This is a genomic window from Pelomonas nitida (genome assembly GCF_043555975.1).
In the GTDB taxonomy this organism is placed as follows: Bacteria; Pseudomonadota; Gammaproteobacteria; order Burkholderiales; family Burkholderiaceae_C; genus Pelomonas; species Pelomonas nitida.
Genome location: NZ_JBIGIA010000008.1, coordinates 65,586 through 83,600, shown reverse-complemented (window position 1 = coordinate 83,600; position 18,015 = coordinate 65,586). Strand labels below are relative to the sequence as shown.

18 protein-coding genes and 1 tRNA gene are annotated in these 18,015 nt (G+C 66.5%); 12 read left to right on the top strand and 7 right to left on the bottom strand.

What is annotated here, in order from left to right; all coding sequences use genetic code 11:
* Positions 1-94 precede the first annotated feature (94 nt).
* The 3 genes from ACG00X_RS12060 to ACG00X_RS12050 are packed head-to-tail and all read left to right on the top strand — an operon-like array spanning position 95 to position 2,043.
* Positions 95-538: a YybH family protein gene (locus tag ACG00X_RS12060; RefSeq protein ID WP_394488424.1), complete on the top strand. Its 444-nt coding sequence runs from the start codon at positions 95-97 to the stop codon at positions 536-538.
* A gap of 11 nt (positions 539-549) precedes the next feature.
* Positions 550-1,515 carry a YheT family hydrolase gene (locus ACG00X_RS12055; RefSeq protein WP_394488423.1) on the top strand — a complete coding sequence of 322 codons (966 nt, stop codon included), beginning with the start codon at positions 550-552 and terminating at the stop codon, positions 1,513-1,515.
* 12 nt (positions 1,516-1,527) lie between these two features.
* On the top strand, positions 1,528-2,043 hold the full coding sequence (locus ACG00X_RS12050) for a DUF2946 family protein (RefSeq protein ID WP_394488422.1): 516 nt from the start codon (positions 1,528-1,530) through the stop codon (positions 2,041-2,043).
* A 57-nt stretch (positions 2,044-2,100) separates the two neighbouring features.
* Here the strand turns inward: ACG00X_RS12050 and ACG00X_RS12045 are convergent, their stop codons facing one another.
* Entirely contained in the window at positions 2,101-2,640 is a 540-nt protein-coding gene (locus ACG00X_RS12045) for a c-type cytochrome (RefSeq protein ID WP_394488421.1), read from the bottom strand.
* A gap of 137 nt (positions 2,641-2,777) precedes the next feature.
* Between ACG00X_RS12045 and ACG00X_RS12040 the strand changes: the two genes are divergently transcribed.
* Both ACG00X_RS12040 and ACG00X_RS12035 read left to right on the top strand, forming a co-directional pair.
* A tRNA-Arg gene (locus ACG00X_RS12040) sits at positions 2,778-2,853 on the top strand.
* 320 nt (positions 2,854-3,173) lie between these two features.
* Positions 3,174-4,508 carry an AAA family ATPase gene (locus ACG00X_RS12035; RefSeq protein WP_394488420.1) on the top strand — a complete coding sequence of 445 codons (1,335 nt, stop codon included), beginning with the start codon at positions 3,174-3,176 and terminating at the stop codon, positions 4,506-4,508.
* 69 nt (positions 4,509-4,577) lie between these two features.
* Here ACG00X_RS12035 and eutC read toward each other — a convergent pair whose 3' ends face one another.
* From eutC to ACG00X_RS12015, 4 genes are all read right to left on the bottom strand, one after another.
* A complete protein-coding gene (gene eutC / locus ACG00X_RS12030; protein ID WP_394488419.1) occupies positions 4,578-5,369 on the bottom strand; it encodes an ethanolamine ammonia-lyase subunit EutC in 792 nt (263 codons plus the stop codon).
* Positions 5,366-6,733 carry an ethanolamine ammonia-lyase subunit EutB gene (locus ACG00X_RS12025; protein ID WP_394488565.1) on the bottom strand — a complete coding sequence of 456 codons (1,368 nt, stop codon included), beginning with the start codon at positions 6,731-6,733 and terminating at the stop codon, positions 5,366-5,368. Before ACG00X_RS12025 ends, eutC begins: the two co-directional genes overlap by 4 nt.
* Positions 6,734-7,347: 614 nt before the next feature.
* Positions 7,348-8,292 (bottom strand): DMT family transporter, encoded by a 945-nt coding sequence (locus ACG00X_RS12020; RefSeq protein ID WP_394488418.1) that lies wholly within the window; start codon positions 8,290-8,292, stop codon positions 7,348-7,350.
* Positions 8,289-8,483, bottom strand: coding sequence for a hypothetical protein (locus ACG00X_RS12015; protein WP_394488417.1), 195 nt, complete (start codon positions 8,481-8,483; stop codon positions 8,289-8,291). The genes ACG00X_RS12020 and ACG00X_RS12015 overlap by 4 nt, the downstream gene beginning before the upstream one ends.
* A gap of 88 nt (positions 8,484-8,571) precedes the next feature.
* Between ACG00X_RS12015 and ACG00X_RS12010 the strand changes: the two genes are divergently transcribed.
* From ACG00X_RS12010 to ACG00X_RS11980, 7 genes are all read left to right on the top strand, one after another.
* Complete coding sequence (locus ACG00X_RS12010) at positions 8,572-9,507, top strand: LysR family transcriptional regulator (RefSeq protein WP_394488416.1); 936 nt, start codon at positions 8,572-8,574, stop codon at positions 9,505-9,507.
* Positions 9,508-9,566: 59 nt separating this feature from the next.
* Positions 9,567-10,169 carry an SDR family NAD(P)-dependent oxidoreductase gene (locus ACG00X_RS12005; protein ID WP_394488415.1) on the top strand — a complete coding sequence of 201 codons (603 nt, stop codon included), beginning with the start codon at positions 9,567-9,569 and terminating at the stop codon, positions 10,167-10,169.
* A gap of 148 nt (positions 10,170-10,317) precedes the next feature.
* Positions 10,318-11,994: an N-6 DNA methylase gene (locus ACG00X_RS12000; RefSeq protein WP_394488414.1), complete on the top strand. Its 1,677-nt coding sequence runs from the start codon at positions 10,318-10,320 to the stop codon at positions 11,992-11,994.
* On the top strand, positions 11,984-12,994 hold the full coding sequence (locus tag ACG00X_RS11995) for a type III PLP-dependent enzyme domain-containing protein (RefSeq protein ID WP_394488413.1): 1,011 nt from the start codon (positions 11,984-11,986) through the stop codon (positions 12,992-12,994). Before ACG00X_RS12000 ends, ACG00X_RS11995 begins: the two co-directional genes overlap by 11 nt.
* A 349-nt stretch (positions 12,995-13,343) precedes the next feature.
* Positions 13,344-13,697 (top strand): GntR family transcriptional regulator, encoded by a 354-nt coding sequence (locus ACG00X_RS11990; RefSeq protein ID WP_394488412.1) that lies wholly within the window; start codon positions 13,344-13,346, stop codon positions 13,695-13,697.
* On the top strand, positions 13,694-14,566 hold the full coding sequence (locus tag ACG00X_RS11985) for an ABC transporter ATP-binding protein (RefSeq protein ID WP_394488411.1): 873 nt from the start codon (positions 13,694-13,696) through the stop codon (positions 14,564-14,566). Before ACG00X_RS11990 ends, ACG00X_RS11985 begins: the two co-directional genes overlap by 4 nt.
* 11 nt (positions 14,567-14,577) lie before the next feature.
* Positions 14,578-15,441, top strand: coding sequence for a hypothetical protein (locus ACG00X_RS11980; protein ID WP_394488410.1), 864 nt, complete (start codon positions 14,578-14,580; stop codon positions 15,439-15,441).
* A 71-nt stretch (positions 15,442-15,512) separates the two neighbouring features.
* On the opposite strand, the gene ACG00X_RS11975 is transcribed toward ACG00X_RS11980, so the two are convergent.
* Both ACG00X_RS11975 and corA read right to left on the bottom strand, forming a co-directional pair.
* A complete protein-coding gene (locus tag ACG00X_RS11975; protein WP_394488409.1) occupies positions 15,513-16,382 on the bottom strand; it encodes a ferritin family protein in 870 nt (289 codons plus the stop codon).
* A gap of 521 nt (positions 16,383-16,903) precedes the next feature.
* Positions 16,904-17,893, bottom strand: coding sequence for a magnesium/cobalt transporter CorA (corA, locus tag ACG00X_RS11970; protein WP_394488408.1), 990 nt, complete (start codon positions 17,891-17,893; stop codon positions 16,904-16,906).
* Positions 17,894-18,015 lie beyond the last annotated feature (122 nt).

The window sequence follows — 18,015 nt, the reverse complement described above, 5'->3', positions numbered from 1 at the left end:
GCATTGACGAAGGACTCAAAAGCAACGAGGAGGCTGCCGGAATGTAGCGCCCGCCAGCCGCAGCGCCATGCTGGCGACTTCCTACAATCTGCCCATGCCTCGCTCCCCTGCCCAGACCGCTGCCCTGCTCGCCTCGCCCGACGCCACCGAGGCCCAGTTCTACGAGGCCTTGCAGCACGCCGACCTCGACCACCTGATGACCTTGTGGGCCGACGACGAAGAGGTGGCCTGCGTGCACCCGGGCGGCCCGCGCATCGTCGGCCTGCCGGCCATCCGCGCGGCCTTCGCGGCGGTGTTCGAGCGCGGCGCCGTGCAGGTGCAGCCCGAGCGCGTGCGGCGCCTGCACAGCGGCGACTGCGCCATCCACCATGTGCTGGAGCGCGTGCAGCTGGCCGGCGACGCGCGCCAGGCCTGGGTGATCGCCACCAATGTCTACCTGAAGACGGCGCTTGGCTGGCGCCTCGTGCTGCATCACGCAAGCCCTGGCAACGCGAGTGACGTGCAGGAAATCGTCGCCGACGCCGGCACGCTTCACTAACGCCGCGGCGCATGCAGTACCGCGCTCCGAGGTGGCTGCCTGGCGGCCACCTGCAGACCATCTGGCCCGCCCTCTTCAGCCGCCAGCACGACGGCCCGCCGCCCACCTGGACGCGTGAACGCTGGGACACGCCGGACGGCGACTTCATCGACGTCGACTTCCTCGCCGACACCCCGGCCGACGCGCCGCTGTTCGTGCTCTTCCACGGGCTGGAAGGCGACCGCACCAGCCACTCCAGCGTCGCCTTCGCCAGCGCGGCCCGCGCCCGCGGATGGGCCATGGCGCTGCCGCATTTCCGCGGCTGCTCGGGCGAACTCAACCGCGCGCCCCGCGCCTATCACTCGGGCGACTTCGAGGAAGTCGGCTGGATCCTCTCGCGGCTGCGCGAGCGCCATGGCGCGCCGCTCATCGTCGCGGGCGTCTCGCTGGGCGGCAACGCGCTGCTGCGCTGGGCCGAGGAGGCTGGCGCCAGCGCCGCCCACACGGCCCACGCCGTCTGCTCGATCTGCTCGCCCATCGACCTGGCCGCCGCCGGCGCGGCCATCGACCGCGGCTTCAACAAGCAGGTCTACGCGCGCCGCTTCCTGCGCACGATGATCCCCAAGGCGCTGCGCAAACTGCAGCAGCACCCCGGCCTGTTCGACGGCGAGCGGCTGCGGCGCGCCTCCACCATCTACGAGTTCGACAACCTGTTCACCGCGCCGCTGCACGGCTTCAGGAACACCGACGACTACTGGACCCGCGCCGCCGCCAAGCCACACCTGCACCGCATCCGCATCCCCGCGCTGGTGCTCAATGCGCGCAACGACCCCTTCGTGCCAGGCCACAGCCTGCCCCACGCGGCCGACGTCGGGCCCTGTGTGACACTCTGGCAGCCCGGCCATGGCGGCCATGTCGGCTTCCCCGCCGGCCCGCTGCCCGGCCATCTGTTGACCATGCCCGAGCAGGTCTGCGACTGGCTTTGGCGTCAACGCTGAAGGACGCACCCGATGGACGACATCGTTCAGGCCGCCTTGAAGAAGTGGCCCAACGTGCCTCACTGCTATGGCTGGCTGGCGCTGGACGCGCGCGGCGACTGGTACATGCGCGACGACCGCATCCAGCGCAGCGGCCCCTTCCCGCGCGTGAAGGGCAGCCGCATCGACCACGACAAGCTGCTCGCCTTCATCGGCCGCAACTACGACTGCGACGAGCACGGCGCCTGGTTCTTCCAGAACGGCCCCCAGCGCGTCTATGTGGAACTGGAGACCACCCCCTGGATCTGGCGACTGCAACCCGATGGCACGGTACTCAGCCACACCGGGCGGCGCGCGCAGGTCGAGTCCGCCTGGCTCGATGAAGGCGGCCACCTCTACCTGCTGACCGACCTGGGCCTGGGCCTCGTGCACACGCAGGACATGAGCCTGGCCGCCGAAGCCGTCGAAGCCGGCCACTGGACGCCGCAGGACTGCATCGCCGCCAAGCTGCCGGCCATTCACCGCTTCCAGCGCCGGCCGCATCCCTGACGCGACGCGGGCATGAAAAAGCCCGCTCGCGGCGGGCTCCATCGGGATGGCGAAAGCTCAGTTCGCGGCAGAGGCCGCCGCTGCCGGCGCCTTGGGCTCGTCGAACTTGGCACCGCCCTGATTGGCCATGTAGACCACGGCGCGGTGGATCTCGAACTCGCTGAATTCACCACCACCCTGCGGCGGCATCGCGTTCTTGCCCTTCAGCGCCGAGTTCAGCAACGCCTCAACACCGCTCTTGATGCGCGGGCCCCAGGCCGCCGCATCGCCCAGCTTGGGCGCGTTCAGCGCGCCGCTGGCGTGGCAGGTGGCGCACTGCGCCTGGAAGACCTGCTCACCCGTGCGCACGGCGGCGGCGTCGCTCGCGTCCTTCACCGCGACATAACCCACCGGTGCGATGCGCGTGGCCACGGCCTCGCCTTCCAGCGCCCCCGTGCCGGCAGCCGGCTTGGACGCCGTGCTGACGTAATTGGCCAGCATGATGATGACCACCACCGGCACCACGAAAGCCAGCAGCACCGCCCAGGCCAGCTGCTTGGGCGTCTTGATCGGGCCGGTGTGGGCGTCGTCGTGGTCTTGTTCGTGGCTGGCGCTCATGGATTCCTCTTGGTGATCCCCGTCGGTCTTTTTCTCACACCGCCCGGGCGCGGACGGCACGTAAAGCCAACGAATTATAGGCAGCGCCCCCATCGCCGCCGGAGCGGTAGAAGCCCGCTGTTAGAATGCGTGGCTTCGCGCCCGTAGCTCAATGGATAGAGTACTGCCCTCCGAAGGCAGGGGTTGTTGGTTCGATCCCAACCGGGCGCGCCAGATATGACAAGCACCTAGACTCACCGCTAGGTGCTTTTTCTTTGTCCGGGTGGGTTCTGCGCAGACCCATGCGAGCTCTCACGCCGCGCGATTGCTGGCGTTGTGGCCACCCATCTGTCGGGCGCCCGATCCGCACCTCATGCGCCGGTGTCGCGCCGTGCAGCCAATCCGGCGAGTTGATCGCCTGCACGGCTCGACTTATTCCTTTGGAAATGTCGGCAGGCTTGCCGTTCGCTGCCCGTGCTCGCTGAAGCTGGGCGAGCCAGTTGCCGGAGGTGGGCTCGATAAAATCCAGTTTTGAAATCGATGCTGGGATAGCGGTGAAACTGGTCAAGGCGCAAGTCAAGAATTTTCGGTCGATAGAAGACAGCGGCGAGTTTGATATCCATCAGATCGTCTGCCTTATTGGAAAGAACGAAGCGGGCAAAAGTGCCTTGCTTCAAGCGCTCGCGGCGCTGAATCCGCACCCGTCAGCGCCCATGCAACTCGACAAGGAGCGCGACTATCCGCGCCGGCATCTGGCGTCGTATGCCGAGTTGCATCCCAAGGAGCCAGCCGCCGTCATCCTGACGGAATGGGAGTTCGACGAGGGCGAACTCGCCACACTGGAGGAGATGCTCGGCAAGGCGTCCGTCGACAAGCGGGTGCGGGTGCAGCGTCGATACGGCGAGGACTTCACGATCGATGCAACCATCGATACCAAGAAGATCATCAAGCACCTGTTCGCGAAGTTCGGCGTCACGGGTGACGACGCGAAAGCCCTCGCTGGCGCCACGACGACGGCTCAGTTGATCGACGAGCTGAATGCCATTCCGACGCCGAGCGAGCCGCAGGCCAACTTGCGTGCGCATCTGCTGAGCGAGGGCACGGCCATCATTCAGGTGCACAAGTTTGTCGCGCAGCACCTGCCACGGTTCATGTACGTGTCGTCATACGACCGGATGGATGGGACCGTGCAGTTCCAGCAGCTGCAAGAACTGCAGGATCAAGGTGTGCTGGACCAGGACGAACACCGGGGCAAGAAGTTGTTCGTCGAGTTTCTGCGTTATGCCGGAATCTCGCCGGCCGATTTGCTGCGCCAGACGACCTTCGAAACCCACAATGCCCTGCTGCAGGCGGCCTCGAACAAGATCACCGATCAAATCCTGGAGTATTGGACGCAGAGCGCCGACCTGAGCGTCGAGGTGCGGGTATCGGCCGGCATGGCCGGTGACCCGACCCCATTCCAGACGGGGAATGTCGCGCGAGCACGGATCTACAACGCGCTGCACCGGGTCGACACGCCGTTCTCGGAACGCAGTTCAGGCTTTGTCTGGTTCTTCTCGTTCCTGGTGAGATTCGCCCAGATCCGCAACGAGTCGACGCCCGTCATCCTGTTGCTCGACGAGCCCGGGCTGACCTTGCACGGCAAAGCGCAGTTGGATCTCCAGCGGTTCTTCCGGGAGCGGCTGGCACCGCATCACCAGATCATCTTCTCGACGCATTCGCCGTTCATGGTGCCTGCGAACGACCTCGGCAGCGTGCGCGTGCTTCAGGACATGGTCGAGCACAAGGGCGCGCGGCGCATTCCCTTGGGAACCAAGGTGGTGGGACACGCGCAGACGCAGGATGCCGACGCCTTGTTCGCGTTGCAGGCCGCAGTCAGCCCTTCCTGATCAGCCTGGAGGCAGCGGCGTGGCGTGCGGCGTGATGGCCCGTCGGCTGAGGCCGCGCGGACCGCTCGCTCAGCCACCCAGCAGCCGCATCAAGGCCGACGCCGGTGCGGCCGCGACCGCTCGGTCGTCCTGCTCGTCTTTCAACGCCACACCGCTGAGCTGACGGCGCCGGGCCTCGCCCAGCAGGCCGTGCAGCTTGGCCGCCGCGGCGGCGGGTGGCAGCCCCTGCGGGCGCACGTTGGAGATGCAGTTGCGCTCGGCGTCCACCCGCCCCACGCACGGCGCCCAGCTGAAGTAGACCCCGAGGCTGTCCGGGGCCGACAGGCCCGGCCGTTCGCCGATCAGCACGACGACGCAGCGTGCGTTCAGCAGCGCACCCACTTCGTCGCCCAGCGCCACGCGGGCCTGCGTGGCAATGACCGGTGGCGCCCAGGTCCAGCCGCCCTCTGCGCACAGCCGCTCACGCAGCGAGGCGAACAGGGGCAAGGCCTGGCGCTGCAGGGCCAGCGCCGAGAGGCCATCGGCCAACACGAAAGCCAGGTCGGCCGCGGGCACATGCTGTGCCGCCAGGGCGGCAGCCGACGGCGCGGCCAGGCGGCGGCCGAGGTCCGGCCGCTGCAGGTAGGTGGCGCGGTCCACCGCCTGGCTGTGCACCTGCAAGGGCGCCTCGCCAAGCGCGCGCAGGCCGGCGAGCAACTCGTCGACCTGCAGCGGCAGGTGCACGGCATCGCGTGCGGCCGCATGCGCCTGTTGAAAGGCCAGATGCGCCGCCGTCGGCACGCTCGCGCCGGCACGGCCCAGGCCGATGCGCGCGGCGGTGTAGGCCCGCAGGCGCGACCAGAGTTGCTCGACGACGCTCACGCCTGCTCCAGCAACTGAGCGAAGCGCGCGGGCACGCCGGCCGCCAGCTGCGGCGCCTCGGCCGCGAACACGCCCATGCGCTGGAGCCAGGCCTCGAACTCCGGCGCGGGCCGCAGCCCCAGCAGGCGGCGCATGGCCAGCGCGTCGTGGAAGCTGGTGCTCTGGTAGCCAAGCATGATGTCGTCCGAGCCGGGCACGCCCATGATGTAGTTGCAGCCCGCCGTGCACAGCAGCGTCAGCAGGCTGTCGACATCGTCGACATCGGCCTCGGCATGGTTGGTGAAGCACACATCCACGCCCATCGGCAGGCCCATCAGCTTGCCCGCGCAATGGTCTTCCAGGCCCGCGCGCTGGATCTGCTTGCCGTCGAACAAATACTCGGGCCCGATGAAGCCGACGACGCTGTTGACCAGCAGCGGCTCGAAGCGCCGCGCCACCGCGTACGCGCGGCATTCCAGCGTCTGCTGATCGCAGCCGTGATGAGCGCCGCTGGACAGCGCGCTGCCCTGGCCGGTCTCGAAGTACATGACATGCCGCCCGCCACGGCGGAGCGACAGGGCCGCCTGCCGCGCCTCGTCCAGCAGCGCGAGCGTGATGCCGAAGCCGCGGTTCGCACCCTCGGTGCCTGCGATGGACTGGAACACCAGGTCCACCGGCGCGCCGCGCGCCATGGCCTCGATCGTCGTCGTCACATGCGTCAGCACGCAGCTCTGCGTGGGGATGTCGTGATGCGCGATGACCGCGTCCAGCATCTGCAACAGGCGCATGACCTGCGGCAGGTTGTCCGTCGCCGGGTTGATGCCGATGACGGCATCACCCGAGCCCATCAACAGGCCGTCGAGCAGGCTCGCAGCGATGCCGGCCTCGTCGTCGGTGGGATGGTTGGGCTGCAACCGCGTGGCGAGGCGCCCACGCAGGCCCACGGTACTGCGGAACTGCGTGACCACCTCGCAGCGCTGCGCGATCAGCAGCAGGTCCTGCAAGCGGCACAGCTTGCTGACGGCGGCGGCCATCTCCGGCGTCAGGCCCGACGCGATGGCGGCCGGGTCCACCGCACCGGCCAGCAAGGCGTCGCGCAGCGCCCCCACGGTGAGGTGCCCGATGGCCGCGAAGGCGCCGGCGTCGTGCGTGTCGACGATCAGCCGGGTCACCTCATCGTCTTCATAGGGCACGACCGATTCCTGCAGAAACGCCTTCAGCGGCAGGTCGGCCAGCGCCAACTGCGCCGCAACGCGCTCACGCGCATGGGCCGCCGCCACGCCGGCCAGCTCGTCGCCCGACCGCCGCGGGCTGGCCTTGGCGAGCAAGGTGCGCAAGTCAGCGAAATGGAAGCGTTCGCCGGCAACGGTGTGCGTGATGCCCATGCCGGCAAGCGTACGCAAGACCCGCGCCAAACGCATGACGGTTTGGCGACACGACAACGTCGCTTCGCCGCCGCCCCCTGAAGCCGGCCATGCCGCGCCCGCCACCGTGCGGGTGTTGCCGCTCGGCAGGGGCGGCTCGCCACAACCATCCCCAGCCGTTGTGGACAACTCTGTTGGTAGCGCGGTAGGAGAGCTTGCAACCCGTTGATTTGCAAGGCGCCAGGTTCGCCTGCCACTTCATGAGGCAGCCAGCCGCCACGGCTCATCGCGCGGCCTCGCCTTGCTCAGCCACGGGCCTATTCCGGCAGGTTTTTCCACCCGCAACCCGCAAATCGTTCGGCGCGCCGCCCCTCGGCCGGCTCGCCTCAGCCATCCCCATCCGTTGTGGACAAATCTGTTGGCAGTGCGGGTGGAAAGACTGCAACCCCTTGATTTACAAGGCACTTGCTTCCGCTGCCACTTCATGAGGCAGGTGAACTCGGCACGCCATCGCGGCGGCGCGCGCGTCGTCAGAGCGCCCGCAGTCCATCCAACCGCGCGGCAACGGCCGGCCTGCGCTGAGCTGCGGCAGTTGCTGCCATGCAGGCGCCGCTGGCGGCGTCTCGGTGTTCAGCTCAAGCGCCTTTTCGTCGTTCAGGCCGGGCCACCCACCACGCCGACACCACGATCAGCAGGCCGCCGATCCAGCCCTGCACCGCCATCTGCTCGCCCAGCCACAAGACCGCGATCAGCGCACCCCACATCGGCTCACTGCCCATGAGCAAGGCCACACGTGAAGGGCTGGTGCGCGATGCCGCGTAGTTCTGCACGAAGAACGCGAACAACGTGCAGAACAGCACCAGGAAGGCCATGGCCAACCAGAACGGCGCACTGCGGGGCAGCGGTGGCCACACGGGGCCGTGCACGGCCAGCATCAGCAGCGCCGAACCCAGCGCCATCACGCCCATCTGCACCGCCGTCACCGTGAGCGCGGGCAGTCCATGCCGTTGGCCCAGGCGACGCGTCAGGCAGACCATGACGCCACGAAGCAAGGCCGCCAGCACCATCAGGAGGTCGCCCCAAGCCAGGCTGGTCGCCCCGCCGTGCTGGAACGCCAGCAGACCGGCGCCCAACAAGGACAGGGCCGCGGCCACCAGCACCGTGCGGGTAGGCCGGGTGCGGAGCAGCCACCACTCGCACAACGGGGTAAAGGCCACGCACAGGCTGATCAGGAATGCCGCGTTGGACGCGGTGGTGAACGACACGCCGAAGGTCTCGCAGACGAACACGGCCAGCAGCACGATGCCCAGCGTCGAAGCCCCTGCCAGCGCAGCCGGCCATGACGCCACCGACAGTCCGCGCAGCGCGGGCAGCAGGATCACAAACGTCAGGCCGAAACGCAGCACCAGGAACTGCAGCACGGGCATCTGCCCAGTGGCCAGCTTGGCGGCGCTGTAGCTGCCGCCCCAGATCACTGCCACCAGTAGCAACAAGCATTCGACCAGCCCGAGCAGGGGCCGCGACCGTCTGCCCGCACTGAGCAAGCCCTTCGCACCTGCGGCGATGGATAACGGGCTCATGCGTTCACCCTGGTGAATGCGATCACCAGAACGTCCCGACAGGCCGGCTGGCCAGGATTCGATACGGATGCCGGCGGCTGTTCCAGTACTGAGCTGCCATCAACGCCACCACTGAATGGCGTCAGCACATGATCGACCTGACCTTGCATCGCGTCGAGCGCTTCGGCGCTGCGAATCCGGCGCGTTGGCATGCCAATTCCTCCTGAATGCTGTTGGCTTGCCCATTGTTTGTTCCACCCCCTGCGGTGAATAGACTCGGCGCCAGAACAGGAGCTGTGCATGGCGAGAACAGAAGACTTCCTGGAGGTGCTGCACGAGTTGGTGGCGTTCGTCCGTGTGGCCGAGTCCGGTAGTTTTTCGGCGGCTGCGCGGCGGCATGGGCTGACGCCGTCCGCCATCAGCCGCCAGGTCGCGCGCCTGGAAAAGGCCATGGGCATCTCTCTCATGCAACGCACGACCCGGCAGTTGCGCCTGACCGAGGCCGGCATGCAGGTGCTGGAGCGCGGGCGCGAACTGGTGGCCGCCGCACAGGCCAGCATGCGGGTGGCCGAAGGACATATGGGCAAGCCCAATGGGCTGATCCGCGTCAGCGCCCCCAAGGCGCTGTCCCGCCATGTGCTGCAGCCGCACGTGCTTTCATTCCTGCAAAAGTATCCTGAGGTGGATGTGCATCTGCTGGTGGCTGACCGACCGGTGGATCCTTTGCGAGAAGGTTTCGATCTCGTGATCCGCCTGACCGACGACCCGCCGCAGGGCATGGTGGCGCGCTCGTTGATGCCCGTGCGTCAACTGGTGCTGGCCAGTCCGGCCTATCTGGCGGCGAACGAGCCCATTCACATTCCCGAGGACCTGACCGCCCACAGCTGCCTGTCGATCGGCGAGCAAGAGCGTGACAGCCGCTGGCGCTTCGTACGTGGCGAGGACGAGGTGGAGGTGGCCGTGGCTGGCCGCTACACCTTGAATCACAGCGAGATGCGCCTGGCGGCGGTCGAAGCCGGCCTGGGCGTGGGCTGCGTGCCGGATTTCGTGGCGCGCGACGCGCTGGCTGCAGGGCGTGTGGTGAGGTTGCTGGTCGATTGGGCTTTCGACACCAACTACCAGGGCATGGCCTATCTGCTCTATTCCACGGCGCGTTACACCACGCCCAAGGTGCGCGCGCTGATCGATCACCTCGTTGCCGCACTCCAACCCGCCGCAGCCGCAGGCCATCGATGACGGCGGGCTGACCTTGCCCTTGCCAACCGGCGGCCTGGGCCGGCCTGCGCGGCAGGAGCATGGGCGGCCCGTGTCACACGACGTTGAACATCCGGCCTTCTGCAGCGAGCAAGCTGAACTTTTCCTCAGCCACGAGGGCTGAAGGTCCGGGGAAACACGACGGGCGCCTTGCGGTCGGCGACTGGATGCGGTTCTTCGACGTCAACGTACTCAGCGGCGTGCGGCTGGCGCGCCTGGTGCTGCCGGCGATGAAGCGCGCCAACTGGGGTCGCATCGTCTTCATCTCCAGCGAGAGCGCCGTGCAGATCCCCACCGAGATGATTCACTACGGCGTGAGCAAGACCGCCCAGCTCGCCGTGTCCCGTGGGTTGGCGGAGTCCGTGGCCGGCACGGGCATCACCGTCAACAGCGTGCTGCCCGGCCCGACCAAGTCGCGCGGCGTCGGCGACTTCGTCCAGGAGATGGCCCGCGCCGACGACAAGACCTTCGAGCAGGTCGAATCCGAGTTCTTCGACAAGGTGCGCCCGACCTCTCTCATCAAGCGTTTTGGCACCCCGCAAGAGGTGGCCTCGCTCGTCGCCTACGTGGCAAGTCCACTGGCGTCCGCCACCACCGGCGCCGCACTGCGCGTGGACGGCGGCGTGGTTAAGAGCGCTTTTTGACGGCTGACATGTAGCGCATCGTCAACCGAATCAAGCCCAGGACGCGCTCGCTGCCGCAAAAGGGCTGAAAAACTCGGCATGGGCTCTGGGCAGAAAGCGACCATAGCGTGGCGGCTCCGGCCGAACTGCCCAGCCCCGCGCCTCTAGAATGTTTTTCCTCGTGGCGAACCCTTTGATCCATCCGAAAGACACCCCCGAACTCCGCAAGGAGCGCGGTGCCTTTTTCACCCCAGACGCCATTACACGTTTCGTAGCGCGATGGGCAATTCGGTCCGGCGACGATCGCGTGCTGGAGCCATCCGCCGGGGACGCGGCCTTCTTGGTCGCAGCTGTCTCGCAGATCGCGAAGCTCCGCGGAGGAAAAGGCGAAGAGCCGGCCGTCGACGGCGTCGAGATCCATGCTCACAGCGCGAAGGTCGCTCGCCAAAGGGTGCGCGAGGCCGGAGGCAATGCGCGGGTCAGACAAAGTGACTTCTTCGACGTTGGGGCCGACCCCGTGTACGACGCCGTCATCGGCAACCCACCCTACATTCGCTATCAGAGCTTTTCGGGCGAGGCTCGCTCGAAGTCCAGGCAGGCCGCACTACGCGGCGGCGTAGCCCTCACAGGCCTCGCTTCGAGTTGGGCCGCTTTCACGGTGCACTCGGCTCTCTTTTTGAAGAACGGGGGCCGTTTGGGGCTCGTGCTTCCGGCGGAGCTGCTGTCGGTGAACTACGCGGCGCCGGTGCGGCAGTTCCTGTTCGACCGTTTCCGCAATGTTGAGCTGGTGCTGTTCACGCAACGAGTGTTCCCAGAGGCGGAGGCCGACGTCGTCCTTCTTCTTGCCGAAGGCTACGGTGAGGGGCCAGCAGGCCACGCCACGATCCGGCAGGCGAGAAATGCCGAGAGCCTGGCAAGCTTGGATGCGGGCCAGGCGTGGAAGCCCGTCGATCCCGCCGGCAAGTGGACCGGCAGCATGGTGGACAAGGCTGCTCTCGACGCTTTGTCCTCGCTGACTCGCGCAGGCCACTTTGCCCCGCTTGAGTCGTGGGGCGACACAACGCTGGGAATCGTCACCGGCAACAACAAATACTTCGCCGTTTCTCCCTGTCGCGCCAAAGAGCTTGGACTCAAGGCTGCTGAGCTGCTGCCCCTGTCGCCGCCAGGCAGCTCGCATTTGCGAGGCTTGTCGCTGTCAGCCGAGCTGCTCGCCAATCTGGGCAAGGACGGCCAATCCACGCGCCTTTTCTACCCGCGCGAGAAGCCCTCGAAAGAGGCTGAAGCCTACATCGAGGACGGGCACCGAACGGGCGTGGACTTGGCTTACAAATGTCGCGTTCGGAAGGTCTGGTATCGCGTGCCGCTCGTGAGCCCAGCCGATTTGCTTCTAACGTGCATGAATGCAGACACGCCTCGGCTCGTCGCGAACGAAGCCGCTGCGTATCACCTCAATTCCGTACACGGCGTGTACCTTCGCGAGGCCAATCGCGAGATCGGCTGCGAGCTTCTCTCGCTGGCAAGCATCAACTCCGCGACGTTGATGCACGCTGAGATGGTGGGGCGTGCCTACGGCGGCGGCATCTTGAAGCTCGAGCCAAAAGAAGCCGACCTCTGGGCCGTGCCCTCGCTCTCACTGGTACGCACGCGTGCGTCAGCGCTGCGTGCGGTCAAGAAGGGAGTCGGCGCGATGTTGGCCAAGGGTGACTTAATGGGCGCGGTAGACCTGGTCGACCGTGCTCTTCTGGTCGATGGACGAGCGCTCTCCAGCAAGCAGGTTGGGCAGATGAGGGCTGCGCGCAATTTGCTAGCGAGCCGCAGAGAGATGAGGTCCGGCAGTGGCTACTGAGAAGACCGCGAAGGCCAAGGCCTGGGCCCTGTTCGATCGCATTGTTGAGATCGCTGCGCCGGACGGCGAGCACACCAATCCTTGGGTCATAGCTGCCGACGGCAAGCGCCGATACCAGCCCGACTACGGGACGCTGTGTCTGCTCCTTGGCGTGCCGCTGTCCCTCAAGGCAAATACCCAGTCCGGCGTGCCGGCGCTGGCTCTCGACGTTTGGCTCAGCTACGAGTTGCGGCGAGCGGGCTTCGGCCCAGACCAGACTTGGCCGCGCCCGGAACATCCGCGCATCCTTCCAGCTTCTGTGGCCAACCTGCTGAAGGCCCTACCGAGAGAGGATGCGACGGCAGTCAAGAAACTGCTGAAGAAGGAGGGCGCAATTACCGGCGTGACCTCTGCGAGCGCAAAGATCCTGGGCAAGAACTACCTGAAACAGGTCGACGTGATCATCACAGACTGGTCGACCGGGCCCGAGCTGTTGATCTCGACCAAGCGCATGGACTCCTCATTCGGTAAGAACGCGCCGAACCGCGTCGAGGAGTCCTACGGCGACGCGAAGAACCTACGGCTGCGGCATCCCCAAGCGGCACTCGGATTCGTGTTCGGCCTGAGCGCCAACGCGCTAGTGGAGGAACCGGGCACCGCCGAGTGGCTCTTCGACTTGTTGATCAAGCTCGGACAAGAAGACGACGCATATCACGCGACGGGGCTCGTACTGATGGAGTACTCCGGTGCGTCGGTCATCGACGACGGCGAGGAGCCTGAGCAAGGCGTCCCCGAAGAGCCAGGCGTGGAGCCTCAGGACGATGTTGTGCCAGCCGCCGATGGCGATCTAGAGAAATCCATCGCCAAGCTGCCCAAGGTCAAGATCCGGCTCGACGCGACTCCCGATGAACTCGACCCAGGACGTTTCCTCGCTGCGATGGTCGACCGCGTGCTCAAAGCGACGCCCGTGACGATGCACAAGGGCGCTCGCAAACGCCGGGCGGAGCCTGCCTCGTTTTGACGCTTCATGTCGTGGCGCTCAAGCGTGATGCGTCTCGGCAAAAAACAACGCGAGCGTCGCCGACAGCAGTCCGTGGGATACGAGACTGCCACCCAATCCGCCGTACCCCCGATAAGCGGAGATCCCCATGCGGCCTGAGGGTCCGTTAGCAGCCCCTCAGGCCGTCTCCAAGATGGAGAAGCCTCGGCGAGGACAGTTCCATCTGCAGTGAAATAAGTTCCACCTTGAGTGAGAACCGACAGACAACCGGCAGCCCATCCCCCCGAATCTGCAGTCTGTCGACAGATGCTGGGCGCCAACCGGCGGCCCCGATATGGTGTGCTACATCAGCAACACACCCGGAGCGACCATGACGCCCACCTGGACTGACCAGGCGCCGATCTACCAGCAGCTGGCCGACCGACTGGCCGTGCAGCTGCTGGACGGCAGCCCCCCGGAAGGCGAGGCCTTGCCCTCGGTTCGCACACTCGCCAGCCAGTACGTCATCAACCCGCTGACGGTGACGCGCGCGCTCCAGGCGCTCACCGACCACGGGCTCATCGAGACGCGGCGCGGCCTGGGGATGTTCGTGACCGCTGGCGCCCGTGAGCGGCTGCTGCGCCAGGAGCGGGAACGCTTTCTGCAAAAGGACTGGCCTGTGCTGCGCGCCAAGCTCAAGCGACTGGGCCTGGCCGCCAAGGATCTGAACTGGGAGTCGACATGAACCATCTCATTGAAGCCAGGAACGTCTCGCTGAATTACGGCAAGAAGACGGCGCTGCGCGATGTCTCGATCACGGTGCCCAAGGGCCGCGTGGTGGGTCTGTTAGGCCACAACGGCGCGGGCAAGACGTCGCTGATGAAGGCGCTCGTGGGGCTGCAGCCGGTGCAGGGTGATCTGCGCGTGCTGGGCATGGCGCCCAGCACGCAGCGCCAGCAGTTGCTGACGGACTTGAGCTACATCCCCGACGTGGCCGTGCTGCCGCGCTGGGCCTGCGTGCACGAGCTGATCACGCTGATGGGGCGGCTGCAGCCGAAGTTCTCGGCGGAGCGGGCGCGCGCACTGCTCAAGCGCACGAGCGTGCAGGAGTCGGACAAGATCAAGCGGCTGTCCAAGGGCATGGTGGCGCAGACGCACCTGGCGCTGATCGCGGCCGTCGACGCGCGGTTGATGATCCTGGACGAGCCGACGCTGGGGCTGGACGTGATCTCCCGCAAGGGCTTCTACGAGATGCTCATCGACGAGTGGTGCGACGGCGAGCGCAGTGTGCTGATCTCGACGCATCAGGTGGAGGAGGTGGAGGCGCTGCTGTCCGACGTGATCATGCTGGACGAAGGCCGGGTGGCGCTGGCCATCAGCCTGGAAGACATCGACCGCCGCTTCGTGGCGCTGAACCACGACCCGGCCGCTGCCGAGGCGATGGCGGCCGCGCACCCGCTGCTGCGCTACCGCGACCAGGGGCGCACGACGTCGTTGTTCGACGGCACGCCACCCGAGCACGTGACGAGCCTGGGCGAGCGTGTGCGGCCCAGCCTCGTCGACCTTTTCATGGCGCTGACCCGCAACCCGGCGCTGAACCAGAAGCAGGCCTGAAGGAGACGCCCATGAACACCCACATTCCTACCTTGGTGCTGCGCGAGTGGATGCAGCACAAGCGCGGCTGGCTGATCGCGGCGTTCGCGCCGCCGCTGTTGTTCCTGGCCATGCTGCCGTTCGGCCTGCAGGGCCTGCCGGACGCGCGGGCAGAGCTGATCGCGCTGGCCGTGCTGCTGGTGAGCGCCTGCGTGATCTACGTCATCTGCCTGCTGGTGGCGCTGTTCCAGCTGCCCGGGCTAGCGCGCCGTGACACGCAGGACCGCTCCATCGAGTTCTGGCTGTCGCTGCCCGGTCGGCCGAGCGAGAGCGTGGCCGCCACGGTGCTGGCCCACGCCTGGCTGGCGCCCGTGGGCGGCGCCGTCGTCGGTGCGGTGTTCGGCCTGCCGATCGCGATGGGGGTGCTGGCCAGCAAGAGCGATCTCTCGGCGGTGCTGGCGGTGCACTGGGGCGAGGTCATCGGCGCGGCGCTGCCGCTGCTGCTGCGCGGCTTGGTTGGCACGGCGTTGCTGACGCTGTGGCTCGCGCCGCTGATCTTCGTTCTGATGGCGGCGTCGGCCTGGCTCAAGCGCCTGGGGGTGCCGGTGGTGCTCGTCGGCGGCGCCGTGGCGGTGACGGTGCTGCACAAGGCCTATGACATCGACTGGCCGCTGCAATTGCTCGCCGACCACAACCGCTACATCAACCACACCCTGGTCTACAGCGGCCACGGGCTGATCGACGCGCTGCACTCGGACACCAACCTGTGGACCTGGGCACTGCAGGACCTGGGCCAGGCGCTGGCAGATCTGGCTTCGCCGCAGTTCATAGGTTGGGTCGCCGTGGCCGCCGCAGGCTTCGCGCTGGTCGTCATGAAGCGGGCGCGCGGCGGCTAAGCCGGCGGTCATGGGCACAAAAAAACCGGGGCCTAGGCCCCGGTCTTCGTCGGCTGACGCGCAGCCCGCCGTCAGGCCGAGGCGCCGGCCAGCCCTTCGCCCGCGGGCGGCACGATGCGCGCAGCCATTTCCTTGCGGAAGCGGTTCAGTTCCTGGACGGTCGCAAAGCTGCGGTCCATCAGCAGGCTCATGTTGTGCAGGATGCGCTCGACGACCTTGTTCTCCCACACGCTGTCGAACTGGATCTGCTTGTCCAGCCAGCGCTCCAGCCACTCGGGGTCGGGCAGGCGGCTCTGGATGGTGTCACGCGGGAACAGCTTGGCGTTGACGTGCAGGTTGGTGGGATGCAGCGCCTGGGCCGTGCGGCGGGCCGAGGCCATCAGCACGCCGACCTTGGCGAAGGCCGCGCGCGCCTCGTCGCCGAACTTGGTCATCGCGCGCTTCATGTAGCGCAGGTAGGCGCCGCCATGGCGGGCTTCGTCGCGCGACAGCGTTTCGTAGATGGCCTTGATGACCGGCTCGGTGTGCCACTCGGCGGCCCGGCGGTACCAGTGATTCAGGCGAATTTCGCCGCAGAAGTGCAGCATCAGCGTCTCGAGGGCCGGCGCCGGGTCGAAATCGAAGCGCACTTCGTGCAGTTCTTCCTCCGTGGGGACCAGATCGGGGCGGAAGCGCCGCAGGTATTCCATCAACACGAGGCTGTGCTTTTGCTCCTCGAAGAACCACACCGACATGAACGCGGAGAAGTCGCTGTCCTCGCGGTTGTCGCGCAGGAACATTTCGGTGGCCGGCAGCGCCGACCACTCGGTGATGGCGTTCATCTTGATGGTCTGCGCCTGCTCGTCGGTCAGCAGGCTGGCATCGAACTTGTCCCAGGGGATGTCGCTGTCCATGTTCCAGCGCACCGCTTCGAGTTGCTTGAACAGTTCGGGGTAAAGCATGTCGGATCCTCGTTTAGAGGGCGGATTCTAAAAGTTCGGCGGCACTGCGGGCCACGAACCGCCATGACCACCCCACGCGCTGCCAAATTTCGCGCGCCGGCACTGTTTGAAAACGTGACCGCACCGGGCTCGCCGCCTTCGGCACCCAAGAAGTGCACCGCAACAATCGTCGCTTGAATTCGGTACAGCAGCACATAAGTTTGACCTGCGCGCCGCTGGAGCGGCTACACAGGCAAAAAAACGAGCACTGCGCGACAAGGAGGAGACCCCACCACGGAATTTTGGCCGCTCAACCTCTCTGGACAGAGCAGCAATCTCGGAGCCGTTCTCCTCCTCCTCCCTCCCTCCCTCGTTGGCTTCGAGGCGTTCTGCGGCCGCTTTTACAAACAGGGCCCGTGTCGCGCGGCACGGGCCCTTTTGTCTTTACGTAGTGCTTTGCCAAGCGACTGCCGTGGATCTGGCTTTGCTAGGCCACTGGCAGTGCCCCCTTGAGGGGGCCGGCGCAGCCGGTAGGGGGTGGGCTACTTCAACCAGCCCTTGCGCCGGAAGTAGATGAAGGGCGCCGCCACCGACAGCAGCATCAGCACCAGCGCAAACGGATAGCCCCAGGTCTGCTCCAGTTCCGGCATGTTCTTGAAGTTCATGCCGTAGATGGACGCGATCAGCGTCGGCGGCAGCAGCGCCACGCTGGCAACCGAGAAGATCTTGATGATCTTGTTCTGGTTGATGTTGATGAAGCCGACCGTGGCGTCCATCAGGAAGTTGATCTTGTCGAACAGGAAGGCGGTGTGCGAGTCCAGCGAGTCGATGTCGCGCAGGATCTGGCGCGATTCCTCGAACTGCTCGGCGTTGAGCATGCGGCTGCGCATCATGAAACTGACCGCGCGGCGCGTGTCCATGACGTTGCGGCGGATGCGGCCGTTCAAGTCTTCCTCGCGCGCGATGGAGCCCAGCACCTCGCCCGCCTCGGCGTCGGTCACGTCGCTCTTCAACACCCGGGCGCTCACCGCCTCCAGCTTGTCGTAGATGCCCTCCAACACGTCGGCCGAGTACTCGGCATCGGCGTCGTAGAGCTTGAGCAGCACGTCCTTGGCGTCCTCGATCAGCGCCGGGATGCGCCGCGCCCGCAGCCGCAGCAGGCGGAACACCGGCAAGTCCTCGTTGTGGATCGAGAACAGCACGTTGTTGAAGAGGATGAACGCCACCCGCACGTTGCGGGCGGGCTTGCCGTCCTGGCCGTCGTCGCCTTCGATCAGGAAGTCGGAGCGGATATGCAGCTCGCCGTTGTCTTCCTCGTAGAAGCGCGCCGACTCTTCCAGGTCTTCGCCGACGATGTCCTCGGGAATGGACAGGCCGAAGCGATCGCGGATCCAGCCCTTTTCCTCGGCGCTGGGGCTTTCCAGGTCGACCCAGATGGGGCGCGACTGCGCCAGGTCCTCGGCGGTTTCAATTTCTTCCTGGAACAACCCGCCCTTCAGGCGGCCATTGTCCAGCGTGAACACATTCAGCATGCATCGTCTCCAGCGGCGCTGGTAGGGGACGACGCGACGCGCCGTCCGGGGTGGCGGGATTCAGTTCGACCGTCTCACTCCGGGCGGGGCGCGCGGGTTCAGCGCACGCGGCGGGAGTGGAC

Excerpts from the sequence above, each read along its gene's own strand:
- ACG00X_RS11990 (WP_394488412.1), top strand. The coding sequence starts at position 13,344 with ATGACGCCCACCTGGACTGACCAGGCGCCGATCTACCAGCAGCTGGCC.
- ACG00X_RS11975 (WP_394488409.1), bottom strand. The coding sequence starts at position 16,382 with ATGCTTTACCCCGAACTGTTCAAGCAACTCGAAGCGGTGCGCTGGAAC.
- ACG00X_RS12060 (WP_394488424.1), top strand. The coding sequence starts at position 95 with ATGCCTCGCTCCCCTGCCCAGACCGCTGCCCTGCTCGCCTCGCCCGAC.
- ACG00X_RS12000 (WP_394488414.1), top strand. The coding sequence starts at position 10,318 with ATGTTTTTCCTCGTGGCGAACCCTTTGATCCATCCGAAAGACACCCCC.
- ACG00X_RS11985 (WP_394488411.1), top strand. The coding sequence starts at position 13,694 with ATGAACCATCTCATTGAAGCCAGGAACGTCTCGCTGAATTACGGCAAG.
- ACG00X_RS12025 (WP_394488565.1), bottom strand. The coding sequence starts at position 6,733 with ATGGGCATCACGCACACCGTTGCCGGCGAACGCTTCCATTTCGCTGAC.
- ACG00X_RS12020 (WP_394488418.1), bottom strand. The coding sequence starts at position 8,292 with ATGAGCCCGTTATCCATCGCCGCAGGTGCGAAGGGCTTGCTCAGTGCG.
- ACG00X_RS12055 (WP_394488423.1), top strand. The coding sequence starts at position 550 with ATGCAGTACCGCGCTCCGAGGTGGCTGCCTGGCGGCCACCTGCAGACC.
- ACG00X_RS12005 (WP_394488415.1), top strand. The coding sequence starts at position 9,567 with ATGGGCGGCCCGTGTCACACGACGTTGAACATCCGGCCTTCTGCAGCG.
- ACG00X_RS11980 (WP_394488410.1), top strand. The coding sequence starts at position 14,578 with ATGAACACCCACATTCCTACCTTGGTGCTGCGCGAGTGGATGCAGCAC.
- corA (WP_394488408.1), bottom strand. The coding sequence starts at position 17,893 with ATGCTGAATGTGTTCACGCTGGACAATGGCCGCCTGAAGGGCGGGTTG.
- ACG00X_RS12050 (WP_394488422.1), top strand. The coding sequence starts at position 1,528 with ATGGACGACATCGTTCAGGCCGCCTTGAAGAAGTGGCCCAACGTGCCT.
- ACG00X_RS12045 (WP_394488421.1), bottom strand. The coding sequence starts at position 2,640 with ATGAGCGCCAGCCACGAACAAGACCACGACGACGCCCACACCGGCCCG.
- ACG00X_RS12015 (WP_394488417.1), bottom strand. The coding sequence starts at position 8,483 with ATGCCAACGCGCCGGATTCGCAGCGCCGAAGCGCTCGACGCGATGCAA.
- ACG00X_RS12010 (WP_394488416.1), top strand. The coding sequence starts at position 8,572 with ATGGCGAGAACAGAAGACTTCCTGGAGGTGCTGCACGAGTTGGTGGCG.